The organism is Streptomyces sp. L-9-10, assembly GCF_004151105.1.
Taxonomy (GTDB): domain Bacteria; phylum Actinomycetota; class Actinomycetes; order Streptomycetales; family Streptomycetaceae; genus Streptomyces.
This window is the reverse complement of record NZ_PHRF01000008.1, coordinates 1-25,704: the sequence shown is the minus strand read 5'-3', so window position 1 is coordinate 25,704 and position 25,704 is coordinate 1. Positions and strand designations below refer to the sequence as shown.

General features: G+C 68.6%; 18 protein-coding genes. 7 read left to right on the top strand and 11 right to left on the bottom strand.

The genetic code is table 11. The annotated features are described in order from the left end of the window. Position 1: 1 nt before the first annotated feature. The 4 genes from gltX to CU044_RS02035 all read right to left on the bottom strand — a co-directional run bounded on the left by gltX (position 2) and on the right by CU044_RS02035 (position 4,716). Complete coding sequence (gene gltX / locus CU044_RS02050; RefSeq protein ID WP_240045292.1) at positions 2–1,378, bottom strand: glutamate--tRNA ligase; 1,377 nt, start codon at positions 1,376–1,378, stop codon at positions 2–4. 262 nt (positions 1,379–1,640) lie between these two features. Next, positions 1,641–2,492 (bottom strand): Eco29kI family restriction endonuclease, encoded by an 852-nt coding sequence (locus CU044_RS02045; RefSeq protein WP_129766697.1) that lies wholly within the window; start codon positions 2,490–2,492, stop codon positions 1,641–1,643. A gap of 113 nt (positions 2,493–2,605) precedes the next feature. Next, the gene (locus CU044_RS39270) at positions 2,606–3,223 is read right to left on the bottom strand and encodes a very short patch repair endonuclease (protein WP_240045282.1); all 618 of its coding nucleotides are present in this window, start codon (positions 3,221–3,223) and stop codon (positions 2,606–2,608) included. 176 nt (positions 3,224–3,399) lie between these two features. After that, complete coding sequence (locus tag CU044_RS02035; RefSeq protein ID WP_129766696.1) at positions 3,400–4,716, bottom strand: DNA cytosine methyltransferase; 1,317 nt, start codon at positions 4,714–4,716, stop codon at positions 3,400–3,402. A gap of 92 nt (positions 4,717–4,808) precedes the next feature. Here CU044_RS02035 and CU044_RS02030 point away from each other — a divergent pair, with 92 nt between their 5' ends. Continuing rightward, complete coding sequence (locus tag CU044_RS02030) at positions 4,809–5,672, top strand: GIY-YIG nuclease family protein (RefSeq protein ID WP_240045281.1); 864 nt, start codon at positions 4,809–4,811, stop codon at positions 5,670–5,672. A 478-nt stretch (positions 5,673–6,150) separates the two neighbouring features. Then, positions 6,151–6,585 carry a hypothetical protein gene (locus tag CU044_RS02025; RefSeq protein ID WP_129766695.1) on the top strand — a complete coding sequence of 145 codons (435 nt, stop codon included), beginning with the start codon at positions 6,151–6,153 and terminating at the stop codon, positions 6,583–6,585. A 183-nt stretch (positions 6,586–6,768) separates the two neighbouring features. Here the strand turns inward: CU044_RS02025 and CU044_RS02015 are convergent, their stop codons facing one another. Both CU044_RS02015 and CU044_RS02010 read right to left on the bottom strand, forming a co-directional pair. After that, entirely contained in the window at positions 6,769–7,005 is a 237-nt protein-coding gene (locus tag CU044_RS02015) for a hypothetical protein (protein WP_129766694.1), read from the bottom strand. Continuing rightward, on the bottom strand, positions 6,987–7,529 hold the full coding sequence (locus tag CU044_RS02010; protein WP_165371757.1) for a histidine kinase dimerization/phosphoacceptor domain-containing protein: 543 nt from the start codon (positions 7,527–7,529) through the stop codon (positions 6,987–6,989). Before CU044_RS02010 ends, CU044_RS02015 begins: the two co-directional genes overlap by 19 nt. A gap of 622 nt (positions 7,530–8,151) precedes the next feature. Between CU044_RS02010 and CU044_RS02005 the strand changes: the two genes are divergently transcribed. Then, the gene (locus CU044_RS02005) at positions 8,152–9,396 is read left to right on the top strand and encodes a hypothetical protein (protein ID WP_240045280.1); all 1,245 of its coding nucleotides are present in this window, start codon (positions 8,152–8,154) and stop codon (positions 9,394–9,396) included. Then, complete coding sequence (locus tag CU044_RS02000) at positions 9,393–10,004, top strand: hypothetical protein (protein ID WP_129766692.1); 612 nt, start codon at positions 9,393–9,395, stop codon at positions 10,002–10,004. Before CU044_RS02005 ends, CU044_RS02000 begins: the two co-directional genes overlap by 4 nt. Before the next feature lie 41 nt (positions 10,005–10,045). Here CU044_RS02000 and CU044_RS01995 read toward each other — a convergent pair whose 3' ends face one another. After that, entirely contained in the window at positions 10,046–12,328 is a 2,283-nt protein-coding gene (locus tag CU044_RS01995) for a tetratricopeptide repeat protein (protein ID WP_240045279.1), read from the bottom strand. A 464-nt stretch (positions 12,329–12,792) separates the two neighbouring features. Between CU044_RS01995 and CU044_RS01990 the strand changes: the two genes are divergently transcribed. Continuing rightward, complete coding sequence (locus tag CU044_RS01990) at positions 12,793–15,936, top strand: tetratricopeptide repeat protein (RefSeq protein ID WP_129766691.1); 3,144 nt, start codon at positions 12,793–12,795, stop codon at positions 15,934–15,936. 433 nt (positions 15,937–16,369) lie between these two features. Here CU044_RS01990 and CU044_RS01985 read toward each other — a convergent pair whose 3' ends face one another. Continuing rightward, positions 16,370–19,792 carry a CARDB domain-containing protein gene (locus CU044_RS01985; protein ID WP_129766690.1) on the bottom strand — a complete coding sequence of 1,141 codons (3,423 nt, stop codon included), beginning with the start codon at positions 19,790–19,792 and terminating at the stop codon, positions 16,370–16,372. Positions 19,793–20,217: 425 nt separating this feature from the next. Then, entirely contained in the window at positions 20,218–21,486 is a 1,269-nt protein-coding gene (locus CU044_RS01980; protein ID WP_129766689.1) for a cytochrome P450, read from the bottom strand. Between the two features lie 256 nt (positions 21,487–21,742). On the opposite strand from CU044_RS01980, the gene CU044_RS01975 reads away from it, so the two are divergent. Further along, positions 21,743–22,372, top strand: a complete 630-nt coding sequence (locus CU044_RS01975) for a TetR/AcrR family transcriptional regulator (RefSeq protein ID WP_129766688.1) — start codon at positions 21,743–21,745, stop codon at positions 22,370–22,372. A 78-nt stretch (positions 22,373–22,450) separates the two neighbouring features. On the opposite strand, the gene CU044_RS01970 is transcribed toward CU044_RS01975, so the two are convergent. Next, a complete protein-coding gene (locus CU044_RS01970; RefSeq protein ID WP_129766687.1) occupies positions 22,451–22,906 on the bottom strand; it encodes a MarR family transcriptional regulator in 456 nt (151 codons plus the stop codon). 132 nt (positions 22,907–23,038) lie between these two features. Here CU044_RS01970 and CU044_RS01965 point away from each other — a divergent pair, with 132 nt between their 5' ends. Next, entirely contained in the window at positions 23,039–23,917 is an 879-nt protein-coding gene (locus CU044_RS01965) for an SDR family NAD(P)-dependent oxidoreductase (protein WP_129766686.1), read from the top strand. 89 nt (positions 23,918–24,006) lie between these two features. Here CU044_RS01965 and CU044_RS01960 read toward each other — a convergent pair whose 3' ends face one another. After that, positions 24,007–25,578 carry an AAA family ATPase gene (locus CU044_RS01960; RefSeq protein WP_129766685.1) on the bottom strand — a complete coding sequence of 524 codons (1,572 nt, stop codon included), beginning with the start codon at positions 25,576–25,578 and terminating at the stop codon, positions 24,007–24,009. Positions 25,579–25,704: the final 126 nt, after the last annotated feature.

The window sequence follows — 25,704 nt, the reverse complement described above, 5'->3', positions numbered from 1 at the left end:
GCTACGCCTGCGCGGCAGCCAGCTTCTTGGCCGCGGCGTCCAGGCGGGCTAGCACGCGGTCCCGGCCGAGCAGTTCCATGGACTCGAACAGTGGGAGTCCGATCGTCCGGCCGGTGACCGCGACCCGGATGGGTGCCTGCGCCTTGCCCAGCTTGAGCCCGTGCTTCTCGCCGACGGCGAGCAGGACGGCTTTCAGGCCGTCCGCCTTCCACTCCGCGGCGGTGGCCAACTCGGCACGGGTGTCGGACAGAATGTCGCCGGCGCCTGCCTTCATCGCCTTGTTCCACGACGCCTCGTCCTCGACCGGCTCGTCGAGGAACAGGAAGTCCACGTAGCTGGTGATCTCCGACAGCAGCGCCAGCCGGGTCTGGGCCAGCGAGGCCGCCACCTCGAAGACGTGCTTGTCGAACGCCTCGGGGGCCCACGGCGCGTACGGGGCGACGAGCCACGGCACGCAGGCGTTGGCGAACTGCTCCGGCGACAGCGCGCGGATGTAGTCGCCGTTGAACGCCGTCAGCTTCTTCACGTCGAAGAACGCCGGCGCGGTGTTGACGTCCTCGATCCGGAAGAGCTGCTCCAGCTCCTCGTACGGCATGATCTCCCGGTCGCCGCCAGGCCCCCACCCAAGAAGCATCAGGTAATTCACCATCGCCTCGGGCAGAAAGCCCTCGGCGAGATAGTCCTCCAGCGCGACCTTGTCGCGCCGCTTGGACAGCTTCTGCCGCTTCTCGTTCACAATCACCGGCAGGTGTGCCCACACCGGCGGCTTGGCACCGAGCGCCTCCCACAGCAACTGCTGCTTCGGCGTGTTCGACAGGTGCTCCTCACCGCGAATGACCTGCGTGATTCCCTCGTCCAGGTCGTCGACCACGTTCGCGATCAGAAAGACAGGGGATCCGTTACCGCGGGCGATGACGAAGTCCTCGATCGCGCTGTTGGGGAACGCTGGCTCGCCGCGGACCAGGTCGACCACAACGGTCTCGCCCTCGTCCGGCGTCCGGAACCGCAGCGCCCGGCCCTCCTCGAAGGCCAGCCCTCGGTCCCGACAGAACCCGTCGTACCCGAGGTGCTCCGACCCCGTGCGCTCCTTCAACTGCTCCCGGGTGCAGTCGCAGTAGTACGCCCGACCGGCAGCGAAGAGCTGCTGGGCCGCTTCCCGGTGCCGGTCGGCGTTGTGCGACTGGAAGTACGGCCCCTCGAAGGCCGGGTCCTCGCCGTGGATGCCGATCGCCGCGAGCGCGTTGATGATCCCGTCGATCCACTCCGGCTTGTTCCGGGCCGCGTCGGTGTCTTCGATCCGCAGGACGAACGTGCCGCCGGACTGTCGCGCCACGGCCCAGTTGTAGAGAGCGGACCGTGCACCACCGACATGGAACATGCCGGTCGGGGACGGGGCGAAACGAACGCGAACCGGGGCAGTAGACATGCGCTCCAGGGTACCGACGCCGGACGCCCGCCCCGGCCACTCCACCCACCCCAGCGCCGACAGCTTTCCGGCCGTCCTCCGCTGCTACTCGTACGTCTCCTTCCAACGAGCCCGATGCTGGCGGTTCCCTTGCACCAAGCCCACGTGGGTAACCGCGTGTGTCGAAGCACGCAAGACGGACGGTGCGAGTGCGGGGCTGTCTGTCATGCGCCGCTCATCCTTCGAGAGCGTCGAGCGCGGCGGCTTCTGCCGTTGTCTGCTTTGGAGCGTCAGCCAACTCCCATTCAAGAGTGCTCAGGTCGAATCCGAATCGACTGTTCTCCTCCATGAACACACTCTCCCGGAAGACGAGGACAGGTTTAGGCCCTTGCCCGGAGCCCTGCGCCTCCTCCCAAATGGTTTGCGCAGGGCGATTGCGAAATGCCTTCAATTCCTTGTCGCGCTGCTCCCCCGCCTCCATCAGTGAGATGTCGATGCCATCCGAGATGAGCTGGTTCATTTCTGCATCACTATAATTGCGATTGCAGAGCAGCCTCGCAGCCCGCTTTCGTCCCGGGTGGATTGAATCCCAGACCGAGCGTGCGTTCCTTCGCCCTCTACCTGGCGAGTTTCCCCCGAAACCAGGCATCACCGTATTCCAGAGAACTGGGCTATAGGCACGCAGAAGGGCTCGTTCGCCCAGGACGATCCAGATGTCGTCGAGGGTCAGGAACCTGACATCGAAATGCGAAGGGTCGAGATTATCGGCTTGCTTAATGCTATTGCGGTGGTCTCTTATTCGGCCGAACAGCTTTCGTTCGGTCATGTCCGGCGGGTCTCCGTAGCTGCTATCGCTGGCCGACGCCTTACCCACGTAAATGGGGACATCGAGACCTTTCAGGTCCTTATAGACCTCAAGGTCGCCTTTGTAGTAGAGTGCATATAGCCCTGCGCCCGGAAACGGCTTTACCTCGTCCAGGGGCACACGTGGACGCCCGTCCATCTCCTCTCGGAGATTGCGGCCGAGCAACTCAAGGCCCAACGGGTCGAACTGTGGAGATGTCGCGTCAGCAGGACTGGGAGCCATGGAGGGAATCCTACCTACCGCCACAGACGTCGACCCTCAGCCCCGACGTACTGTCAGATTCGGGTGCGCGCGCCGAGGGTCGGCGATCTGGACTACCTCTTCATGTTCGACACCTATTGTTCGTATTCATGCCGGTCTGCTGACGAGGCTCGCAGGGCCGATATCACCCGCGCGGCGGCCGCGTCGGGGGCCTCGTGCTCCCAGACGCGAACGACTTTCCAGCCGGCCTCTTGCAGGAGGCGATCCGTCTCCGCGTCCCTGGCCTGGTTGCCCTCGATCTTGCTCCGCCAGAACTCGGCATTCTTGTGTGACTCCCGAAGGTGTTCCGGACAGCCGTGCCAGAAGCAACCGTCGACGAACACCGCGACCTTGGGCTTAGAAAAGATCAGGTCGGCGGTACGTCGCAGTTCGGGAAGGGGTCGTGCCGCCACGCGATATCGGAGTCCCTGCTTATGCAGCAAGGATCGGAGTCTCAGCTCGGGTCGGGTGTCCTTGCTCCGGTTGGCCCGCATCACCGTGCGTACCGACGGCGAGGAAGCCCAGGATCCCTCTGCCGGCGGTTCCTCGGTGAGAAGGCCCTTATCCCAGGCCATCTTCCAGCCCTCGGCAAGATTCGCGGCACGGGTCCCGTGCTCAACCTGCCCGAGGTAGCGAGCGGGAGATTTGCCGCCGTCGGACCAGCGCAGGTACGCGCGGATGCGTCGCGTGTCGGGAAGTACCTTCAGCTCCACCGACGCCCGGGCGAACCGTCCCTCACCGAGATCTACAGAGCGCCTGTGACGACCGCCAGCGGCCCGGTCCTGTTCGGCCGCGATGGTGGCCCGGGTTCTACCGGGCCGCCCTTTCCATGCCCGGTCCGGCGGTGAGTCGTGCTTCCAGCCGCTCTGCGTCCTGCTGGTGGGCCCGGTCACTTCTGTCGCTCCTCCGCCTCGTCCAGGACGGTGGCGACGGCCTTGGCGAAGACCTCGCCCAGGGCAACGGGTACAGCGTTGCCGAGCTGACGCATCTTCTCCCCTCGCGGCCCCTTGAGCTCCCATGTGTCGGGAAAGGTCATGACGCGGGCGGTTTCGCGGACCGTCATGTACCTGTACTTGTACCGGACGCCGCCCTGAGCGGCCTTGTCGGCCACCAACTCGTCCAGGAGCATGACCGACTCACCGCCGGGCACACCATGCACGCCGGCCTTGACGGTCTTCGCCGGGCGGTCGAGTTCGTTGGGGGTGTGCCCGTCGTAGATGCGGGCACCGGGCCAGCCGATGTGTTCTGTGAACCCGCCGAGGAGGTGTTCGGTGCGGTCCAGCCACTCGTCCGGTACGTCCGGCAATGGCTTGTTGTCACCGATGCCGGCGATCGCGTCGCGCAGGGTGTGCCAGGGGAGCAGGCCGTCATCCATCGGCATGGTCTTCGGGAGGCGGGCCATGACCCACTCGCGCACGTGGTCGGGCACGTTCGAGTGCCGCTCCCAGTAGCTCCCGTCTTCCATGGACCGAAAGAGAGCGGTCTCGGAGTGCGTCGGCTTCACGAACTCCTTGAACAGCTCGATGTCGACGTTCAGGTCGCGACGGAAGGCGACGATAATCACGCGGTTGCGGATCTGGGGCACCCCGTAGTCCGCAGCGTTCACCGGCATCATGACGATGTCGTACCGCTTCCTGGGGTCGTCCGGCTCCTTCTCGCGCTGCTCCAACAGGTACTTGTAATGCCGCTCCCAGTCAGCGCCTTTGGCTCGCTCCTCGAAGGGGAGCTCTAGCTCGCGCTGGATGTAGTCGAAGTAGCGGCGGAACGAGGGCCTGAGCAGGCCGCGCACGTTCTCGCAGATCACGGCCTTCGGCTGGATCTGCCGGACGGCCTTGAACATCTGCGGGAACATGTTCCGCTTGTCCTCGTCGCCCTTGGCGACGCCGCCGAGGCTGAACGGCTGACAGGGAGGACCGCCGGCGAGGACGTCCACCTTGCCCGCCAGGTAGCCCATGTCGAGCTTCTGGACATCGCCCGCGACGAGGGGCACCTTCTCGTCGGGCCTGGGGGCTCGGGTCGGCTTCTGGCCGTCAGGCAGTCGCTGAGCCCCGTTGGCCTCCAGGGTCTCGCATGCCCGCTTGGCGAACTCGTTGAAGAGTAGGGGGCGGAATCCAGCGCAGTGGACGGCCATGGCCAGACCGCCGGCGCCAGCGAAGAGTTCGACGCCCGTGCGATCCTTCTGTGATCCTTCTTGCAGTTCAGCCATTTCAAAAGCATACCGCGGAGTTGCGGATCTTCAAGCCCATTCGAGCTGAAGGTTCGGCCACGGGCACAGGTCGCCGATAGGGTTCCGGGATCATGTCGACCAAGGGAGTGGGACGGATGACGCCGGTGGTGGGCTCCGACGACGGGACGCAGTACCACAAGGACTTCACTCTGAGCATCACCAAGGCGCTCGGCGACCAACTGGCCGCCGCACTCAGGGGACTCGACAGGGCTCCCCTCGCCGAGGAGAACATCGCGCGGCTCAAGGAGAAGCCTGGGGTCTACCAGCTCCACCTGAACGGCGAGTTCGTCTACGTCGGCAAGGCCGACAAGTCGCTGCCGACCCGCCTCCGCAACCACCTGCGCAAGATCTCGGGGCGCCGCAATATCTCCCTGGACGAGATGGCCTTCTCGTGCCTGTATGTAGCGGAGGACTTCTCCGCCCTCGCCCCGGAACAGTTGCTGATCACCTACTACAAGGACAACGGCGAAATCCCCTGGAACAACAACGGCTTTGGCAACAAGGACCCCGGCCGCCAGCGGGACAGCACGGTCCTGAAGCGGAACCACTTCGACGTCTTGTTCCCGATCGACCTGGACCGACCGATCGAGGGCCTGCAGGCCGGCAAGGTGACGCTGCAGGAACTTCTGGAAACGATCAAGGTGGGCCTCCCGTACAACTTCAGGTACGGAAAGTCGGCGGAGTTCAAGACTCGAAGCGTTCACGTGCCAGCGGTTGGGATGACCGCCGACGAGGTCTTCCAACTGGTCTCCGCTGAAATACCGACCAAGTGGCAGGTCGCCGCACTCATGGGCTACGTGATCATGTACGACGACAGCCCGATTGAGTACAAGAGCGCATGGCAGTACTACCGCAAGGGCCAGCCGATCGGCGCCGTGCCGGAGGCCGAGCCGGCTGGAGATATGGAAAGCGATCCGTCAGACCTGAGCGAGTGACCTGGTCGCGGCTCGCCGCTGACCTCGAAACCTTCTGCTCGACATGGGGCTGGGCGAAGCCAGGTTGACGACATGCGTGAGCGCTGCGTGAGCGGACAGGGCGGCACGCGATGGACCGGGTGTCACGTCGATCGCGGCCGCATCTCTGAGCAGCGGAAACGGGATTCGATGGCATCGGCTAGCACCACTCGCCACGATCTTGCAGGCCCTCGTAATGCGTAGGTCTCGGGTTCGAATCCCGAAGGCGGCTCAGTCCCTGACCAGGGAAAATGGTGTGAAGGAAGGCCCCCGCGAAGATCGCGGGGGCCTTCTGCGTGGGCGAATGGGAATGGCGGTTCGAGGTTCGGGCCAGCGGCGCGGTCGGCTGCTCCTTCTGATCCGTTGGGCTTCGGATCGGTGTGCCGGGGGTGTTGGCGCGCTGTGGTTGTCCGGTGTCAGGGGGTAGGGTTACTGGCCCGGCCGGGGCGAAGGGGGTTCGGTGGAAGCGGAGTTGATGGCGCTCGCTGCCGCGGGCGCGACGGCGGTCGTTCAGCAGATGGCGACGGATTCGTGGGCGCAGGCTCGGGATCGCATCGTTTCGTTCTTCTCGCGCCGCGGCGGTGAGGAAGACGTGATCGAGGGGGAACTGGAGACCTCGCGCGGGGAATTGACGGTGGCGGCGGGGGCCGTCGGCGAGCAGGTCGCCTTGGATGTCGAGGCGGAGTGGCGGGCGCGATTGTGGCGCGCTTTGGTGGCCAATCCGGGTGCCGCTTCCGAGTTGCGGGCCATTCTCGATGAATTGGCGCCCGACGGGGGCGGTCAGCAGGTCGCGGAGGTCCATAACGTGGTCAGCGGGGGTACGCAGCACGGTCCGGTGGTTCAGGCCGGCAATGTGGGGTCGCTCAGTTTCGGGACATCTGCCGCTCAGGAATGACGCGGGTGTCCGGCGGCGCCTCACCGGCGCAGGGGGACCACGCTCCACCATGTCACTCAGCGCAAGCACCATTCCAGAGGGCCGTACCGGAACCGGGACAGCCACCAGCGGCTGAAGAGCGTCTTGCGCGGTGAGGATGACCGCCGCCAAGATCATGGCGGTGCCCCAGCGGGTAGGCGGCGGTCACGTGCCGGCCGGCGTCCCGCCCGCCTCCATCGTGCCGTCCACCGCCGTCACGCGCTCCTTCAGCCCGACCATGCCGAAGCCGCCGCGGCCACCGACCGGCGTGGCGGGCGGTGGCGTGGCGGGCCGTGAGTTGCGCACGTCGACCTGGAGCCGTCCGCCCTCCATGGCCACGCGGACGGCCACGAGGGCGCCGGGGGCGTGGCGGCGCGCGTTGGTCAGCGACTCCTGCACCACGCGGTGCACGGAGGTCTGCGCCTCGGGCGCGAGCCGCGCCGCGCTGGCGGGGCCGGCCGCGGACAGGGTGGCGCCTGGCCGTCGTCACCGCAGAAGTCGGAGACCAGCGCGGCCAGTTCGGTGAACAGTTCCCCCGGACGCCGCCGCCCGCCGTCCACCTCGCGCAGCACCCGTACGAGGCGTCGCATGGAGTCCAGGGTCTCCATGCCGGCCTTCTGGATGTTCTCCAGGATCGGGTCGATCTGCTCCGGCGCCGTCTCGTGGACGGCCCGTGCGGCGTTGGCCTGTACGACGATGCCGGTGACGTGGTGGGCGACGAAGTCGTGCAGGTCCCACGCCAGCTCGATCCGCTCTCCCTGGCGTATGGCCCGCACCAGACGGGCCCTGCGGGTGTCCTGCACCCGCAGGTAGCAGCCCAGGGCGACCGCCGCGCCGACGGCGTAGGTGAGCAGGAAGGCGAACAGCAGCGAATCCGGGTTCGCCATCCGCACCGGGGCGACGACCACCGCGGCCCCGAGCGGCACGGCGACGTACGGCCGTCCGACCCACCGGCACGCGCCAGCATGACCAGCAGCGCCGCCGTCTCCAGCAGGCCCCGGCCGACGCCCGCCCAGCCGGCCAGCGACATCAGACCCGTCAGCACCAGCGAACCGGACGCCGCGGCCCAGGCGCGCCGCTCCAGTGACAGCCATCGGCCGGGCAGCACCAACAGCATGGCGGCCACCGGCCCGGACACCAGAGGGGGCAGCCACTCGTACCGCCGGCCCAGCCCCTGCCAGGACTGCATGTCGAGCAGCCACACGGCGACGAGTGCCACGCACAGTGCGGTGACGAGGAGTCGTGGTACGGGCCGGGGAAGCGGGGTGGTTGCCACGCGGGGAGACTACGGGGGTCCACTCGGCCCCGGATCGGCCGAACGGCCCCCGCCCCCGCCCCCCCAGGCGCGATGCCCCGCCCCCCCCGGCCCCGGGCGCGATGCCCCTGCCCTCGGCCGCCGGCGCTGGATGAATCGGGTGAAAAGGTCCTCGATCGCGGTGGGACGTGGCCGGACAAGGTGCCTGCAAGGGGTCTGCAAGGAAAGCGCCGTGTGCCCCGGGCACCCCCTCTGTCGACTGCTGAACGCAGCGACAAGCATGGGGGAGTGTTGTGTCTGTCAAAACCACGAAACCGGCGCTGATCGAACAGGGTCGGTGGCTGACCGTACAGGACTGCAAGCGGTTGCTGGTCGTCGCTCACACCGTGACCTTCGCACAGCGTCTGCGCGAGGTCTTCTGCCTGCTGGAGGCCGACTTCCGTATCCAGGTGGTTTTCACCGCCCCGCCGCACGCCTTCGGGGAGGGTGTCTCGCGGTATCTGGAGAGCCTGGGCATCGCCACCGTGCCCTGGGAGGAGGCCCGGCAGGCCGAGTTCGACCTGGCGCTGGCCGCCGGGTCCCGGGGGGTGCACGAGTTGCGGGCTCCGGTCGTACGCATCTCGCACGGAGCCGGCCACATCAAACTGCTCACCGACACCTCCTCCCTGAAACCGGGGGAGACGCGGTCGCCCGGGATGCTGAGCCGTCAGCATCTTCTGCACGAGGGACGGGTGGGTCCGGCAGCGATCGTCTACGCGCACGAGCGCGATCTGGAGGAACTGGGGCGATCCTGCCCCGAGGCGCTTCCGGTGGCCCATGTGGTGGGGGATCCCTGTGTCGACCGCATCGTGGCCGGGATGCCCCGGCGCGAGCAGTACCGCAGGGCGCTGGGGCTCGAAGCGGGGCAGCGGCTCGTGATCGTCCCCTCGACGTGGGGGCCCACCTCCACCTTCGGACGGCTCGACACCCTGCTGCCGCAGCTGCTGAGCCAGCTTCCCGGGCGTGACTACCGGGTCGCCCTGCTGCTCCATCCGAATGTCTTCGCAGGCCACGGGGGTTGGCAGGTGCAGAGCTGGCTGGCCGGCTGCCGCGGCCGGGGGATCGCGGTCGTGCCCCCGGAAGCGGACTGGCTGGCGCCGCTGATCGCCGCCGACTGCATCATCGGCGACCACGGGTCGCTCACGGCGTACGGAACCCTCACGGACGCCACCATGCTGCTCACACCCGGACCGAGGCGCGAGATCTCGGCCTCCTCGCCGGCGGCGCTCCTGGCCACTCTGGCACCGGTGATCTCTCCCGCGTATCCACTGGACGAGCAGGTGCGCTACGCCGCGGAGCGGCATCGTCCGGGGCAGTACGAGCAGGTGGCCGCCCTGCTGTCGTCGGCGCCCGGCCAGTTCCACCAGCGGATGCGCACGGTCATCTACCGTCTGCTGAAGCTGGGTGAACCGGCCTGGGCGCCGCTCGTTCCGCCCTTGCCCCTGCCACCGCCGCTGGAACAGTGGGAGGCCGTCGACCCGTGGGCGGCGCGGCGATGAGCCGGCGTACGGTACCGGACGCCGCGTGGTGCGCGGTGCGGTTCGGTGTCCGGCGTACGTCCGCCGACGTCGGTGTCCGGCGTACGTCCGCCGATGCCTGTTCGGATCGTCGCCGCGCCGGCCTGGTCGCTGTCTCCGCCTCCATCAGCTGGAGGTCGGAGACCGCGCACGGTCTGGTCGCTGTCCGGCTCGACGCGGTGCCCGAAGCGGCGGGGAGCCGTCCGTACCCGTCGGGTCATGGTCCATGCGACCTGCATCTGTGGGTGAATCCGGACGCTCCGGGGGAAGCGGACCGGGTGGAGTACGCCGATGTGCTCGTGTCCCGGACGCCGTTGCCACCGCGGGCGGCACTCCATCGCGCGAACGAACTGATCGCGCGTCATCCGGGCTGCCTCGTCGCCGCCGTGCCCGACTCCGAGAACGGATGCGTCCTCGGAACACGGCGCGGCGGGGGAGTCGTCATCCCGGCGTGGCCGGAAGCGGACGGGGCGCGGTGTCCGGCTCCGCCGTATGCCGTGGCCTCGGTGGTGCACGCCTGGCTGGTGGCCGGAGAGCCGCTGGAATCGCTCCGGTCCGTCCGTCTGCGTGAGCGGGACGGTCGTCTCTGACCGACGACAGCGGGGGACGGAGAAGCCGGCTGCGGCAGCGCTCACAGCTGCCGCAGCCGGTCGTCGAGGCGCTGCGCTTCGGCCGGGTCCAGCCGCTGGAAGAGGTCCTGGGCGGCCTCGTAGCACCGGCGCGCCTCCGCCACGTCGCCCTGCCGCTCGGCGGCCTGTCCGAGCCATTCCAGGGAACGCCCCTGCCAGTGCCCGGACTGGGCGTCGGGTCCCCGGAACATCTCCAGCGCCTCGCGCAGCCGTTGGGTACCCGCTTCGTGGTCCCCGTCGCAGTCCAGGACATGGCCGAGGAGAGCCAGGGCGCGCGCCGCTTCGTAGGCTTCCCCCTGGGACTCCAGTTCGGCATGGGCCCGGGTCAGATGCCGGGCCGCCGTACGGTGATCACCGGTCGCCGAGGCGGTCTCGCCGAGACGTCTTCTGGAGAGCGCGGCACCGCGCCGGTAGCCGATCGACTCGCGGAGGCGCAGGGCCTGTTCGAAGTGCGCACGAGCCTCGTCGAAGCGCGAGGTGAGCAGTTCGATGTGCCCCAGTCCGTTCACGGCCTGCGCCTGTTGCCGGAGGTCACCGTCGGAGGTGGCGTGCTCCAGCGCCTGGACGTACCAGTCGGCGGCCTCCTCGTACCGCCCGGCGTTGCGCAGGCCGATCGCGCCCGAGGCCAGCATGCGGCCCTCGCCGTCCCTGGAGCCGCTCGCGCGTGCCGCCAAGAGGCCCGTGTGGTGCGCTTCAACCCACATCTCGGAGGGGCGCAACCGCAGGAAAAGTGGCCACATGGCATCCACCAGCCACCAGCAGGCACTGTGCCATCCCGCGTCGGCACAGTGCCGTACAGCGGCCATGAGCCCGTTGCGGTGCGTATCCAGCCAGGTCAGCGCCTCGGCCGGGGTCGCGAGCGGAGTGGGCAGGACGGGCGAAGGGGGGAGTTCGCGCGTCGGCATGCGGTGGCTGGGGGTGAGGATCTCCTCCGCCTTCGTCGCGGTGATCAGACACCAGTCGACGAAGCGGCGCAGTACGTGCTCACGCCGGGAGTCGCTCTCCTCCGCGTCGCCGCGCCGGCGGGCGTGGGGGCGTACGAGATCGTGGAAGCGGTAGATCCCCGGGCTTGTCTCCTCCAGGAGGTTGGCCTCCAGCAGGGCGCCGACGGCCATGTCCACGGCGTCCGTCCCGGCCGTACGGGTGGTGCCGTCGGCCGCTCCATCACCGCCGATCGCTCCGTCACCGCCGATCGCGGTGAGCATGAAGAGGTCGTAGCGCTCCGTGGGCAGAAGCCCCATCCGCCGGTAGAGCGTCGCGCTCTCGCGGGGCAGCAGACCGTACGACATGTCCAGTGCGGAGCGCACCACGGCTTCTCCATCGACACGCAGGGCGTCGAGCGGTCCCTGATCCTGGGACAGGCTCTCGGCGAGGGCGGATACGGAACGGTGGGGGCGGAGCACGAGTTGGGCGGCGGCCAGACAGACCGCGAGGGGCAGACAGGCGCAGAGGGTGACCACTTCGCGTGCCGCCGCCGGATCCTGTGCGACGCGCCCGCCGCCACCGCCGACGGTCAGGAGCTCGACGGCCGATTCCGGAGTGAGGGCGCCGAGCCGGTGTATGGCCGCGCCGTCGGCGAGCAGGCCGGTGAGGTGGTTTCTGCTGGTCACCACGGTGAGCCCGGTGGGCGTGCCGAGCAGCAGGGGCCGCACCTGCGCCGCGGTGAACGCGTTGTCCAGCAGAACGGCCAGTCGCAGTCCCGAGGTCAACGAGCGCCACAGCGCTATCCGTTGCGCGGTGTCCGCGGGTACGGAGGGCGCTCCGAGCGCGTACAGGAAGCCTTCCAGCACGGTGGCGGCGGGGACAGGACCGCCAGTGGTCCCTTCGGTGGCATGACCGCCCAGGTCGGCGTACAGCTGGCCGTCGGGAAAGCTGCTCGCGTTCTCGTGCAGCCAGCGTGAGGCGAGTGTGGTCTTTCCGATGCCGGGGAACCCGCTGACGACCAGGAGCTGGGATGCCTGCGCCGGACGCTGGGCGCGCAGGGCGTCGAGGGCTTGCACATCCTCTTCGCGGTCCACCAACGCCCGCCGCATCGGGGGAAGTTGGCGGGGAACGGGGGGCCGGGGCGCGTCCTCGCGGGCCGGCTGGTGAAAGTGGATTCCGCCCTGGATGTCGCGGGCCTGTACGACCGGACCATGGAGAACGGCAGCGCCCGCGATCGTGTTCGTGTGCGTCGTCCGCCGGCCCGCGGGCGGGGAGTGACGTCGTAACCAGTCACGCACGGCGGCGTCGGTGCCGGGGTCGCGTGCGGCCAACGCGTGCAGTGCCAGGGCGAGTTGTCTCAACAGCGAAGCGGCTCCGGCACTTCCTGTCTCTTCTTCCGGTTCTGTGCGGACCGTGGGGAAATCTGATTCATGTATGGCACGGGGCCATAAACGGGCCACCGTCAGATCTGTCCCGGCCGCCGCTTCCGCGACGGCGGCCAATTCCCGCCATGCGGCGGATTCCCGGTCAGTGGCGCACGCGACCATGGCCGACAACAGCGCTCCGGCTCGGTCGGATTCCGGTAATGGCACCTCTATAGCCCCCCTTCGGCACCGTAACGATCATGCCAGCAGCATATGCAGCGGGAATGCCTCGTCATCAGCCAGCTAGGGAGTCCTTCCCCATCTGACGCCGGGGATGAACAGATTCGTTCAGTCGTAAGTCAGTTTCGGACTTCAAAGAGGCCCATATAGCCAGGTGGGGGGCCTCCGTGGCACGCTCGGATACCCGGCCTGTAGCGGGCCGGACCGGCGGGAGGACGCTGGTGGAGTTCGAGATTCGACTTTCAGGATCGGTCGAAGTACGGGCCGCCGGCCGACGCAAAGACCTCGGTCCCGTCAAAACGCGTCTGGCGTTCGCCGCGCTCGCCTGGGACGCCAGTCGCACCGTGAGCGTGGATACGCTGATTCACCGGATCTGGGACGACGATCCGCCGGGTAAGGCCAGGGACGCGCTGTACGTGCACATATCGCGTATCCGTGGGGCCTTGAAGAGCGTCGCCGGGAGCGACGCACCGGCTGTGGACAGCCGTACGAACTCCTATGTGATGAACGTCGATCCGGACCGAGTGGACCTGCGCCGCTATACGAGCTGCGTCGACCAGGCCCGCTCCTTGAAGGACAGCGACGACGAGGGAGAGGCCCTCCGTCTGCTCGACCACGCGGAGAGCCTCTGGCGCGGGGAACCGCTGGCCGGGATCACGGCCTACTGGGCCGGTCAACTCCGCCTCACCATCGGCGAGAGAAGCCTCATCGCCGCCATGGTGCGCGCCGAAATCCTCATGGCGGCGGGGAAGTTCGCCGACGCCGTACCCGTGCTGCTGCCCCTGGCCGAGGAGCACCCCGTCGATGAAGCACTCGTCGAACAACTCGCTCTCGCCCTGTACGGCAGCAGGCGCGCGGCCGAGGCGACCAAGCTGTTGCAGAGGACGCGCCAGCGCGTGGTCCGTGACGTCGGCCTTGACGCGGGCCGACGGCTGCGTCAGGTCCATCAGGGGATTCTCTCGGAGGCCCCTGCGGCATCGCTGCTTGAGCAGGCAGGCATCGTCAGGCGCACCGTTTCGCGGCCGGCAGGGACGATTCCGGACAACGTACCCCGGGATATTCCGTGGGTCGGTAGGGATGACGAGCTGCGACGGCTGACAGCGGCGCTCTCCGAGACGAGTGGACCCTCCTCCGGCGGCTCCGCGCCGGTCGTCACCATCGAGGCGATCGACGGCATGGGCGGTGTCGGCAAGACGTCGATGGCCGTGCACCTCGCGCATCAGCTGCGCGACCTGTTCCCGGCAGGCCGGATCTATCTGCATCTGCACGGGCACGCCGACGACCGCCCGCCGCTGAGCGCGGCCCACGCGCTCGGCGAACTGCTGCGCCTGCTCGGTACGCCTCCGAAGGAACTCCCGCAGGGCCTGGCCGAGTTGGTCTCTCTCTGGCGCACCACGGTGAGAGACCGCCGCATGCTCGTCATCCTGGACGATGCCGCCGGCCCCGCGCAGGTCCGCCCCTTGCTTCCGGGCGCGTCCCCGACCGCGGTCATCGTGACGAGCCGGCAGCGGCTGCCCGGTCTGCCCGGTGTGCGGCCCGTCTCCCTCGACGTGCTGCCGCGCGAGGACGCCATCGCGCTCTTCAACCAGCGGCTCGGCGCGCGGCGCGCGGCCCGGGAAGCCGACACCGCGGAAATAGTCCGCATCTGCGGATATCTCCCGCTCGCTGTGGATGTCCTGGCAAGCCGTCTGCTGGCCCGGCCTTCGTGGACCCCGTCCGACCTGCTCAAGCAACTGACCGATGGTGGCGGAAAGCTTTCCCAATTGCGCGACGGTGAGCGGAATGTTTCACATGTCTTCGCGGCTTCCTATCGATGGCTGACGCCTTTGCAGCGGCTCGTCTTCCGCCGTATCGGACTCCATTTCGGATTGGAGTTCGGTCCCCACGCGGTGGCGGCACTGGCAGGACTGTCCTTCGAGGCGACCGAGAACGCTTTGGAAGAGCTCCTGGCTCACCACCTCATTTTCGAGCCGTCACCGCACCGATTCACCATGCATGATCTTCTGCGCGTGTACGCCCGTACGCTGATCGATGAAGGTTCCGATTCGGGCGGGGCGGAATTCGACCGGGGCACAGAAGCCGACCGGGGCACAGAAGCCGACCGGGACACCGAAAGCGACTCCGATCAGGCACTTCGCCGTCTGGTGGATCATTACATGAGTGTCGCGGACCGGGCCGACCGGCTGGCCTACCGCGTCCGCTCACGCATCCCCGTCGGAGATCGTCCCCCCACCGCATGGCCCGAGATCGCCGACGCGCGGGCGGCGGAGCGGTGGCTGATCGCCGAAGGCGCCAATCTGATGGCCGCGCTCGACTGGGCGCGCCGACATGGGTCGGAAAGTCAACTGGCGCTGTTCGTTCATGTGTTGGCGGGCTATTGGAACGTGGAGGGGCATCTGGTCACGGCCGAACCGCTGTTGCGCCGAGCGGTCGCCCACTGGCGTGCCGTCGGTGATGACGCGGCGCGGGGGCGAGCCCTGCTCGACCTGAGTGCGCTGTGCTCGCAGAGCGGTCAGTACGAGGAGGCGCACTCGACCGCGAACGAAGCCCTGGGGATCGCACGGTCCCTGAATGATTCGGAGCTGGAGAGCGAGTCGATTCACCAGCTGTCGCTTCCGTTGTGGCACACCGGCCAGTACGTGCTGGCCCAGACCCTTCAAGAGCGATCTCTCGCTTTGCGTATGCAATTCAATGACGGGTTCCAGATAGCGCGTAGCCACAACTTGCTCGGAATCACCCATCTTCAGCTGGGGCGGCATCAGGAAGCGATTGATTGCTTCCTGCTCGCCCTTTCCGGATTCGCCGATGCCGGCGATGACAGAGGAAGATATCGCACGCTGAACAACATAGCGGAGCTGTACCAGAAGATCGGTAACCTGGAATCCGCTGAGCGCGCTTATCGAGAAGCGATCGATGTCTCCAGCGATATGGGCGGAAAGGGTGATCGAGCCACCCTTCAGATGAATCTCGCGAGCGTGCTGACGGCGCTCGGGAAGATCGACGAAGCCCTCACTCTCTATGGGGGCGCGCTGGTCGCCCTGCGTGCCGTCGAGGACGCGCGGGGCGAGGGGATCGCGCTCAACGGGACCGGCAGGGCCCATCGTGCGGCCGGTCGCGGCGAACAGGCCCTGGCGAAGCACATCGCCGCCCTCGCGGTCATGCGGCGCATCCAAGCCGCAGGTGAGGAAGCCGGGGTGTTGTACGACCTGGCGCAGGCCGAGCAGGACACGGGGCGGCTGGACCAGGCCGCGGCGCATCTGGAGGAGAGCCTCGCCATCAGTCGCAGGCTCGGCGCCCGGAGCGACGAGGAGCGGGCCGCGCGGGCGCTGGCCGGGCTGCGGCGGCTGAGGGGCTACGGGAACTAGCGGGCCGGCGCCCGGGGGATAATTTATGCCTTTGGCATATGCACTCCGGTAGTGGGTTTCCGGCTGTCCCGCAGGTGCGTTGAGGGAGCCCCGGCGTACGTGAGCGGCTGCCGGAACGGTATATGATCTACGTCAGTCGATGGCGACGGCATCGCGACTCTGCGGAAATTCGCCTCATCTCCCCATGTGCTTCAAGGCTCAAGAAAAATTAAGGGGTTGCTTTAGTGTCACGTAACGGAACGACTGGTTCCGGTACCCGTATCCGCTCCGTAGCTCGCCGTACGTCTGGGTTGCTCTTGCTAACGATGGTCTGTATGCCATACGTCGTCAGGGTCGTGGAGTTCATGTCGCAGTCGGGGACTATCTGACGGAACCAGAAAGGTGCTGGACCGCGAACGCGGTCCAGCACCTTTTGTGTGGGGATGACGAGTGCTCAGCCGCCCGTGATCACGAATTGTGAGCCCGGCTGGGTGACGATGTTGCCGTCGGCCGAGTTCGTGATGGTCACGTTGGTCAGCTTGGCGGAGCCGCGGGCGCCGCTCATGGCGAGGACGCCGGCGCCGTTGTTGGATTTGTCGATCTTGACGTTGGTGATGGCGACGTCCGGGACGTTGCCGCCGCCCGTTTTGAACTGGATGCCGTCGTAGGTGGAGTCGTATATGTCGGTGTCACGGATGGTGACCCCGGGGATGTCTCTGCTCTGGGCGAAGAGCGTGATGGCGCCGAACTCCTGGTCCTCGTTCCAGAAGGCGCCGCCGGTGCGGTGGAGGGCGTTGTTGGCGATCAGGGTCTGCCCGGAGAAGGGCAGCGGGTCATGGTCCGTGGCCAGCATGATGCCCGGGTAGTTGGCGGTGTCCGAGACCAGGTTGTTCTCGATCTTGTTGCCGTAGCCGCCGTAGACCGCGATGCCGGTCGCGCGCCAGGGCAGTTGGATCGTGTTGTTGAGGAACTGGTTGTCGTGCGCGATGTCCGTCGACGGGTTCTTCACGTAGCGGTTGGCCCAGACGGCCAGGGAGTCGTCGCCCGTGGTGCGGAACGACGAGTTGTACACCCGCGAATTGCTGGTGCCGTTGGTGAAGTTGATGCCGTCGGCGTACGTGTTGCGGATCCGCATACCGCTGAACTGGAGGCCGTCGGCCGGGCCCCAGAGGTCCGGGATGTTGTCGTAGTCACGGCCGACCCAGACACCCACGTTGGCGTGCTCGATCCAGACGTTGGAGATCTTGGTGTCCTTGCCGAAGCGGCCGTTGAGGCCCACCCCGCCCTCGGCGCCGCCCGGTCCGCCGCGGATGGTGCCGGAGCCGAAGATGGCGATGTCGGAGATCTGGGTGTTGTCGTCGATGTCGAAGCCGAAGTTGCCCTCGTGCGGATGGTTGATGCTGCCGACCGCCTGGTGCGGCTCGGTCAGCGTGTAGAGCTGGGAGTGCCACATCCCCGCGCCGCGGATCGTGACATCGCTGATGCCCACCTGGTTGTACTGTCCGCGGTCCAGCGGGTCATCGGTGAGGATCTTCTTCTCCTGGCGCCACTGCCCCGCCGGGATCCATACGCACGCGATGTCCCCCTCCTGGTCGGCGGTCACCGCCCGCTGGATGGCGTCCGTGTCGTCGATGCCGTCGTCGGGCACCGCGCCGTACTCCGTGATCGAGGTGCACTCGGCCGGCTTGCTCGCCGGGGGCGCCACCTGCTCCAGGTCGATCAGGTCGATGATGTAGAAGGAGGCCGAGTCGGCGGCGTCCCGCTGTAGCCGGAACTTGGTGCCGACCGGGTAGGTCGTCGGCAGCAGGGCGTGGGACTCGTCGAAGAGCCGGCGGGCGTCGGCCTGGGGCGTGTTGGTCAGTGCCTCGGGGCCGTCGGTGTTGCCGTACAGCCAGCTGTGCTTCGACGAGAGGGTCAGCTTCCGGACGAAGGTGTCGTTGGCGTAGAGGCTGATGGTGGCCTCGGCGCCGCCGCCGTTCGGGGCGTCGGGGATCGAGTTGCGTACGACGATCGAGTTCGAGGGGTTGGTCGAGGTGAACTCGACGAACTGACCCGTGGAGTTGAGCCGTACCGACTTGCGGCCCGAGGACTCGGAGGCGAAGTTGGTGTGCCCGAAGGTGCGCAGCGGGTCGGCCTCCAGCAGGGTGCCCTGGTAGCGGGCGGCTTCGGCCTCGTACTCGACGTACGGGACGGCGGCCCCGCGTCCGACGACGATCGAGCGCGAGAACGCGTTGTTGGTCTCGTTGGTCTCCGTGACGACGTTCGTGGCGTCGGCGGTGGCGACGATGGTGGCTCCGCCGTTGGTGGCGGTCCAGGTGCCGTTGACGCTCACGTTGGCCGTCGCGCCCGCGGCGATCGACGGGGTGTTGGTGTTGAGCGTGGTGCCCCCCACCGCGACACGGGTGACCGTGGTGGCGCCGGATGCGGTCGTCCCGCGGTTCTTCACCGCCACGGTGAAGCTGACCGGCGCTCCGACGGCCGGGTTCGCGGGGCTGGATTCGATGCCGAGCACCTGGAGGTCGGGGCCGGGGCTCTGCCCGACGACCAGGTCCGTGGCCGCGGTGAAGCTGTTGTTGGCGTTGTCCTGCTCGACGATCGTGTCCGTCGGGTCCACCAACGCCGTGACACGGTAACTGCCCGCCGCGCGCTTCCCGATGTCGACCGGGACGGTGGCGGAGGCCCCCGCGGCGAGCGCGGACACCGGCGCGCTGCCCGCGACCACGCCGCCCAGGCTGACGTTCACCGTGGTCGCGGCGGCGGCGGCCGGTCCGACGTTCCGTACCGTCGCGTTCACCCTCGTCGTGTCGCTCTCCACGGGAGAGGCGGGGGTCCACGACAGCGCGCTGACGGTCAGGTCCGGATTGGGCGCCGGTGTTCCGATGACCTGGAGCTCGGCGACCTGCCCGCCGGTCGCGCCGGTGTTGCTGAAGATCTGGAGCTGGAGGTCGGCGGCGCGTCCGTTGACCGGGATCGTGACCGTGTTCTGGTTCGACGCCGGGTTGAAGGTGTGGTTCGCGCGGGCCACGAGTGAGGTGAAGGAGGTCCCGGCCTGGTCGCGGCCGAGTATCTGGATGCTCTGGGTACGGGTCGCCCACGCCGCGTCGGGGTTGAGCTTGATCACGACAGAGGAGATGTCGGCGTTGGCGCCGAGCTTCACCGTCAGCGTCGACGGGTGGCCCGCCGACTCCCAGTAGGTGCCGATGTTGCCGTCGGTGGCGTTGCGCGCGACGTACGTGAAGACCGTCGACGACGCCTCGATCGGCTTGCCGCGGGCCAGATCGGTGTCGTCGGCGCCGCCGCCGTCACCTCCGTCACCGTCACCGCCGTCACCTCCTTCGCCGTCGTTCGCCGGGCCGTAGACCTCGAACTCGGAGACCTGCGCGGCGGGCCAGCCCGTGTTGCCGGTGATGTTCAGCCGTACGTACCGGACGGTCGCGACGGTGAAGTCGATGGTGACGGTGTTGCCGGAACCCGGGGCGAACGCCTGCCCCTGCGCGGCGGAGAGAGTGCTGAAGGTGGACCCGTCGGTGCTGCCCTGCACGGCGAGAGCCTGCGTACGGGCTTCCCACGAGGTCGGCAGCTTGACCACCACGCGGTCTGTCCTGACCTCGCTGCCCAGGTCGACCCGGATCCACTGCGGGAACGCGTTGGACGGCCCTTCCCAGTACGTCTGCTGGTTGCCGTCGGTGGCGTTGGCGGCGGGATGGTTCCCCTCGGAACCGCCGGCCGAGGCCGCTCTGCCCTGGGCCAGGTTGGGTCGTTCCGCCGCGTAGGCGGTGCCTGAGCCGGAGGCGGAGACGGGCAGGAGTCCGACGGTGATCAGGGCGGCGATGATCGCGCCGATGATCAGCCGCCGGCGGGGCTGTTTCCGTTTCATGGTGTCCTCTGTTCTGTCGGAACGAGAGAGCCTGTCGGAACGAGTACCGGACAGCCCGCGGTTCCGGGCCGGCCGTACGACGCGCGGGACCCGCGTCACGCGTCGCGCGGGTGCGTGGAGGCGAGGCGCGGGTGCCGGTGCGCCGGGCCGGGGTTTCGGAACAGCTGTCGTCCTGAAACAGAGTGGTGCGGTCGCAGCAGACGGGGGCGGGTCCCTGCTGCGAAGTTGCACGAGGAGCGCAAAAAAATTGAGCTAGTTATCTATGTTTTTGCGAGTCACAGGGTGCAATCATGTCATCGGTTTGTCAACGGTTCTCGCACGCCTGCCGAGTTGACGACGAAGGGCGCGGCGGGGGTATGCCCGCCGCGCCCTCGTCATCTGACGGGCTCAGCCCCTCGGGGGCCGGTCCGGTCCGGAGTGGGTCATCACGGCTCCCAGGTGACCGGCAGGGCCCGTACTCCGTAGACGAGAGCGTCGTCCTTGAAGCGGATCTCCTCCAGCGGGACGGCCGGCCGCAGCGTGGGGACGCGCTGGAAGAGCGTGGTGAAGACCACCTCCAGTTCCACGCGGGCGAGTTGCTGGCCCAGGCACTGGTGCGCGCCGTAGCCGAACGCCAGATGCCCGCCCGCCTCCCTGGTCAGGTCGAGCCGGTCGGCGCCGGGGAAGGCCCGGTCGTCGCGGTTGCCCGAGGACAGCGCGGCGACCAGCCAGTCCCCGGCGCGTACGGTCGCGTCCGCGATCCGGATGTCCTCGGTGGCGTAGCGGAGCAGCCCGAACTGGAGAATCGTCAGGTAGCGGAGCAGTTCCTCGATGGCGGGGGTGGCGAGGGCCGGGTCGGCGCGCAGGGCGGCGAGTTGCCCGGGGTGCCGGAACAGGGCGAGGGCGCTGAGGGCGATCATGTTGGCGGTGGTCTCGTGACCGGCGATCAGGAGGGTGACCCCGAGGGTGACGAGTTCCTCCTGGCTGAACGGCCTGCCGGAGTCCCGTCCCCGCTGGATGAGCCGGCTCAGCAGGTCGTCCCGCGGTGCGGCTTGCTTGGCGGTGATCAGCCGGCCGATGAACTCCTCGATCTCGGCCGCCGCCTTCTCCACCTCCTCGGGGGTGCTGCCCACCCTGATGAGGACGGTGGTCTGCTCCTGGAAGCGGTCGCGGTCCTCGGTGGGTACGCCGAGGAGTTCGCAGATGACCAGAGACGGGATGGGCAGGGCGAAGTCCCGGTAGAGGTCGGCGGGCCGGGGTCCGGCCAGTATGGCGTCGATGTGCTCGTCCACCAGGCGCTGGATGAAGGGACGCAGGGCCCGCATCTTCTTGACCGTGAACTCGGAGGTCAGCATGCGGCGGAGCCGGGCGTGGTCGGGGCCGTCCATGTGCAGCAGCGAGCCCGGTGCGATCGGCCGGTTCAGATCGGCGTTCGGGACGATGTGCGTGGACGGGGCGGCGCGGGAACTGAGCCGCGGGTCGGACAGCGCCGCCCGTACGTCCTCGTACCGCGATACGACCCAGGCGTCGGTGCCGACCGGGCAGGACGCGCGGGAGACCGGCTCCTCGGCGCGCAGCGCCCCGTATTCCGGCGGCGGGTCGAACGGGCAGCCGGGGGTGCGGGTGGCGGCAAAGGGCTTCGCGGTCGGAACGTTCGCCTTCTCGGCCGCATCGGCCGCATCGGTCGCATCGGTCGCATCGGTCACGTCGGTCATGGCGTGTTCTCCTCTCTCGTCGTGTATCGAGCGCGAGCACGCACCGGACGAGCGCCGGACGGGCACCCACTCCTTTGTGGCAGTTGCTGCCACAAGGCCAACGATGCCAGTCGGCAGCTGATGCCGATAGTCGCTGCGATCATTTCCGGCCCGAGCCGCGTCCCCGCATCGCGCCACGTGGCGGTGGCCGCCGCGTGGCACGATGGGCGCCGACGCGACCGGAGGTTCCGGTGCCGCGGAGGGGTGGAGGTACGGGGTGGGGCTTCGTGAGATGAAGATGGAGCGGACGCGGCAGCTGATCGCGGACACGGCCATCTCGCTCTTCAGGGAGCACGGGTTCGCCGCCACGACCATCGAGCAGATCGCCGCCGCCGCCGAGGTCGGGGCCCGCACGGTCTACCGCTACTACCCGACCAAAGAGGCGCTGGTCGTGCGCTTCATCGAGGACACCCTCGATGTCGCGCTCGAAGACCTGCGCGGCCTGCCCGAGCACGCACCGCTGCCGCAGGCTCTCTACCAGGTCATCGAGAGCGTACGGCGCACCGTCGCGGACGACCCGGAACGGCTGATCGCCGTCTACCGGATCGCGAACCGGACCCCGTCCATCCAGGCGCAGTTGAGCGCCGGGACCTGGAACTGGCGGCAGAATCTCGCCGAGGAGATCCTCCGCCGTACGAGCGGCGATTTCGCCGAGCTGGTGGCCGCCCTCGCCGCCGCGAACATCTTGAACATCATTGAGATCTCGGTCCAGGAGTGGGTGCGCGCCGAGGAGCACACCGCCATGGACCGGGCCATCGAGCGGGGGCTCGAACTGCTGCGCACGGGTGCGGTTCCCGTCCCGGCGCCGCCCGTGGACGAGCCGACGGGGAGCACGCCCCGGGACTGACCGGACCTGGACTGACCGGACCCGGACCGACTGCGGCCGGACCCGGGCCGGCCGGACCGGGGCGGGTGCTGCGGGGCGTCAGGGGCCGTCGGCCGCAGCTCGTGCCGCGGTGTCGATCGCGCCGAGCAGTCCGCCCAGAGCGGTCCTCTGGTCGTCGTCGAGGGCGCCGAAGATGTCCTGGAGTACGCGCTCTCCCGCGGTACTCGCCGTCGCCAGCACCGCGTTTCCCTCGCGTGTGATGACGACGAGCTTCGCCCGGCGGTCGGTGGGGTCGGGGCCGCGCTCGACCAGACCGTCGCGGGCGAGTCCGTCGACCGTCTCGGTGACCGACCGCGCGGCGAAGCCGAGTTGTTCGGCCAGGGAGGACAGCCGGGTGGGGCCCTGCTCGTCGAGCAGCCGCAGCAGTTTCGTACGCGCCAGGGAGAGCCCCCCGGCGGCCATCCGGTCGTCGACCACCCGCCGCACCCGGTGGGCCAGGAACAGGAACTCCAGCCCTACGCGCTCGGCCGCCGGTGTGTCGCCCGCTCCGCCCATGCCGTTCCTCTCTTGTCACTCGCCCGGTCGCCCGCCGGCCCGAACCGAGATTGCTGAGGTACCTCAGTAATCGGTGCTACATTGCCGAGGTACCTCAGCGATAACCACTGGACGAGCATAGGAGAAGGGCCCATGGACAGGCGACCCGTCATGGTCATCACCGGCGCCACGCACGGCCTGGGCCGGCTGGCGGCCCTGGACCTGGCCCGTGGGGGCGCGGCCCTGGGCGTCGTCGCCCGCAGCGCGGAGAAGGCCGGCGCACTGCGCGAGGAGATCGGGGCGGCGGCTCCCGGCACCCCCGTCGAGGTGTTCGTGGCCGATCTGTCGCTGCTGCGCGAGGTGCGACGCGTCGGGAAGGAGATCAGCGCCCGCTATCCGCGGATCGACGTCCTGATCAACAACGCGGGCCTGCACGCCTTCTCGCAGCGGATCACGCCGGAAGGGTTCAGTGAGATGACCGCCGTGAACTACCTCGCCCCCTGGGTCCTCACCGCCACCCTGCGAGACAGGCTCGTGGCCTCCGCCCCCGCGCGGATCGTCACCGTCGCCTCCGAGGCGTCGCGGCGCTCCGGCGGCATCGTCCCGGCCCGTGATCTCGTCCTCACCGACGACTACGGCCGGCGGGAGTCGTCGCGGCTGTACGGCCGGACGAAACTGATGGACATCATGTTCAGCCAGGAACTCGGCCGGCGGCTCGCGGGCACGGGCGTGACGGCGAACTGCTGCGACCCGGGCTTCAACACCAGCGGCCTGGGCCGCGAGCTGCCCCTCGCCGGCGTACTCGAAAAGGCCCTGACCCGGCTGGGCGTGGGCGATCCCCGGCGCGGCGCCGGCATCATCGTGCGGCTCGCCACCGATCCGGCCCTCGCCGGGACCACCGGCGGCTACTACTCCGTCAAGGACGCCGAGCCGCTGCTCTGCCCGGAGCCGGGACGCGGCGAGGTGATCCAGCGGGAGCTGTGGGAGAGGACCGCGACGCTGCTCGCGGACGTCCTCGCCCCCACCTGGTAACCGCCTGAGCGACTCCGCCTGAGCGACTCCGCCTGAGCGACTCCGTCAGGGCGGCGCCGCCGGCCGGCTGTGTGTCACTCGCCCATCCGTCAGTCGCCCATGAAGACGACCCGGCGCGAGGGGCCCGCCGTGCCCGGTGACGCGGTGGTGAGCGAGCGGCCCGCCGGGACGGCGCGGTCGCGGCCCCAGGAGCGGATCTCCTCGATCTGTTCGGGGTTGGTGCGGCTCATGGGGGAGGCGTTGGCGAACGTGTCCTCGACGAAGGAGGGGTCGAGCCCCTGCGGGTCGTCGCCCTGGAGGTGGAGTTCGGCGCCCACATCGTGGAGGGCGGCTTCGATGTCGGAACCGGCGAAGCCGTCGGAGAGGTCGACCAGCAGGTCCAGCCGGTCCGGGGCGGGCTCGGCCTTGACGTAACGGCGGTAGTAGAGCTGGATGATCTCCCTGCGGTCCTGCGCGTCCGGCAGGTCAACGAAGAAGAGTTCGTCGAAGCGGCCCTTGCGCAGCAGCTCGGGCGGCAGGCTGCGGACGTCGTTGGCGGTGGCGACGACGAAGGCGCGCGAGTCGGACTCCTGGAGCCAGAAGAGGAACTGACCGATGATCCGCTGCGGCACGCCCGACATGTCATGGCTGCCGGCGAGGCCCTTCTCGATCTCGTCGATCCACAGGATGCACGGCGCCACGCGATCGGCCGTCTCCAGCGCCTCGCGCATCCGGCTTTCGGACTCGCCGAGGTACTTGCCGTGGATGCTGGCCATGTCCAGCCGGTAGAGGGGCAGCCGCCACTGGGATGCGATGGCCTTGGCGGACAGCGACTTCCCGCAGCCGGGCACGCCGACCAGGAGGGCGCCGCGGGGCGGCCGGAGACCGGTGCCGCGGAGGTCGGAGTGCATCAGCTGGTGCTTGCGCCGCAGCCAGTCACGGAGATTGGTCAGTCCGCCGATCCCGTAGTCCTCCTCGCTCTTGAGGTGGATACGTTCGAGCCCGGCCAGATCGCTGAAGATCCGGTCCTTGGAGCGGGCGAGGGCGAGGACGTCGTCCTTCTCGACGGAACCCTTGGCGACCAGCGTGGCCATCAGGTTGACGGCTTCGCCCTCGGTGACGCCCTGGAGGAACTCCGCGGCCCGGCGCGCGTCCTCCTCGGTCCAGGCGATCGGTACGACCCCGTGGTGGTCGGCGAGGAAGCCGTGGATCGTCGTGTACATCTCCTCGGGGTCGGGGAGTTCGAGCTGAAGGCTCATCCCGAGACGCTGGAGACCGCTCCAGATCGGCTTGTCGGTGATCAGGACCAGGCTGCCCGCGTTGGCGTCGGCGAGCCTGGCGAGTTCGGCGACATGCCGGGTGAAGGGGGAGTCGGTGTCCAGGTCGTCCGGGTCCACCAGCACCAGGGTCGCGTTCGGCCGGCTGCTGAACTGGGCCGCCGCGAACTCCATCGCGCCCGTCAGCGAACGGTCGTCCTGCACCGTCGCGTTGGACCGCAGATCCCGCAGCCCCGTGGCGCGCGTATAGATCCAGAACGGCAGGCCCGAGCGGCGCGGCTGGGCGGCGATCTCCTTCACGAGGCGCAGCGCGCGCGGCTGTTCGATGGTGCGCAGGCCGATGACCGGCACGCGTGCGGTGAGGTAGTTGTCCAGGTCGTCGCGGCACTCGCGGTAGTTCGGCATGCGTGGCCTTCTACAGGGGAGAGAGGGGAAAGTGGGGCCGTTCGGCCGTGGTGAGGGAGCGGGGGGCAGCGGGGGAGCGGGTGGGGGCGGGGGAGTTACGGCGGGGTCACCCGGCGCCTGCCCGTC

Excerpts from the sequence above, each read along its gene's own strand:
- gltX (WP_240045292.1), bottom strand. The coding sequence starts at position 1,378 with ATGTTCCATGTCGGTGGTGCACGGTCCGCTCTCTACAACTGGGCCGTG.
- CU044_RS02045 (WP_129766697.1), bottom strand. The coding sequence starts at position 2,492 with ATGGCTCCCAGTCCTGCTGACGCGACATCTCCACAGTTCGACCCGTTG.
- CU044_RS02035 (WP_129766696.1), bottom strand. The coding sequence starts at position 4,716 with ATGGCTGAACTGCAAGAAGGATCACAGAAGGATCGCACGGGCGTCGAA.
- CU044_RS02030 (WP_240045281.1), top strand. The coding sequence starts at position 4,809 with ATGTCGACCAAGGGAGTGGGACGGATGACGCCGGTGGTGGGCTCCGAC.
- CU044_RS02000 (WP_129766692.1), top strand. The coding sequence starts at position 9,393 with ATGAGCCGGCGTACGGTACCGGACGCCGCGTGGTGCGCGGTGCGGTTC.
- CU044_RS01985 (WP_129766690.1), bottom strand. The coding sequence starts at position 19,792 with ATGAAACGGAAACAGCCCCGCCGGCGGCTGATCATCGGCGCGATCATC.
- CU044_RS01980 (WP_129766689.1), bottom strand. The coding sequence starts at position 21,486 with ATGACCGACGTGACCGATGCGACCGATGCGACCGATGCGGCCGATGCG.
- CU044_RS01970 (WP_129766687.1), bottom strand. The coding sequence starts at position 22,906 with ATGGGCGGAGCGGGCGACACACCGGCGGCCGAGCGCGTAGGGCTGGAG.
- CU044_RS01965 (WP_129766686.1), top strand. The coding sequence starts at position 23,039 with ATGGACAGGCGACCCGTCATGGTCATCACCGGCGCCACGCACGGCCTG.
- CU044_RS01960 (WP_129766685.1), bottom strand. The coding sequence starts at position 25,578 with ATGCCGAACTACCGCGAGTGCCGCGACGACCTGGACAACTACCTCACC.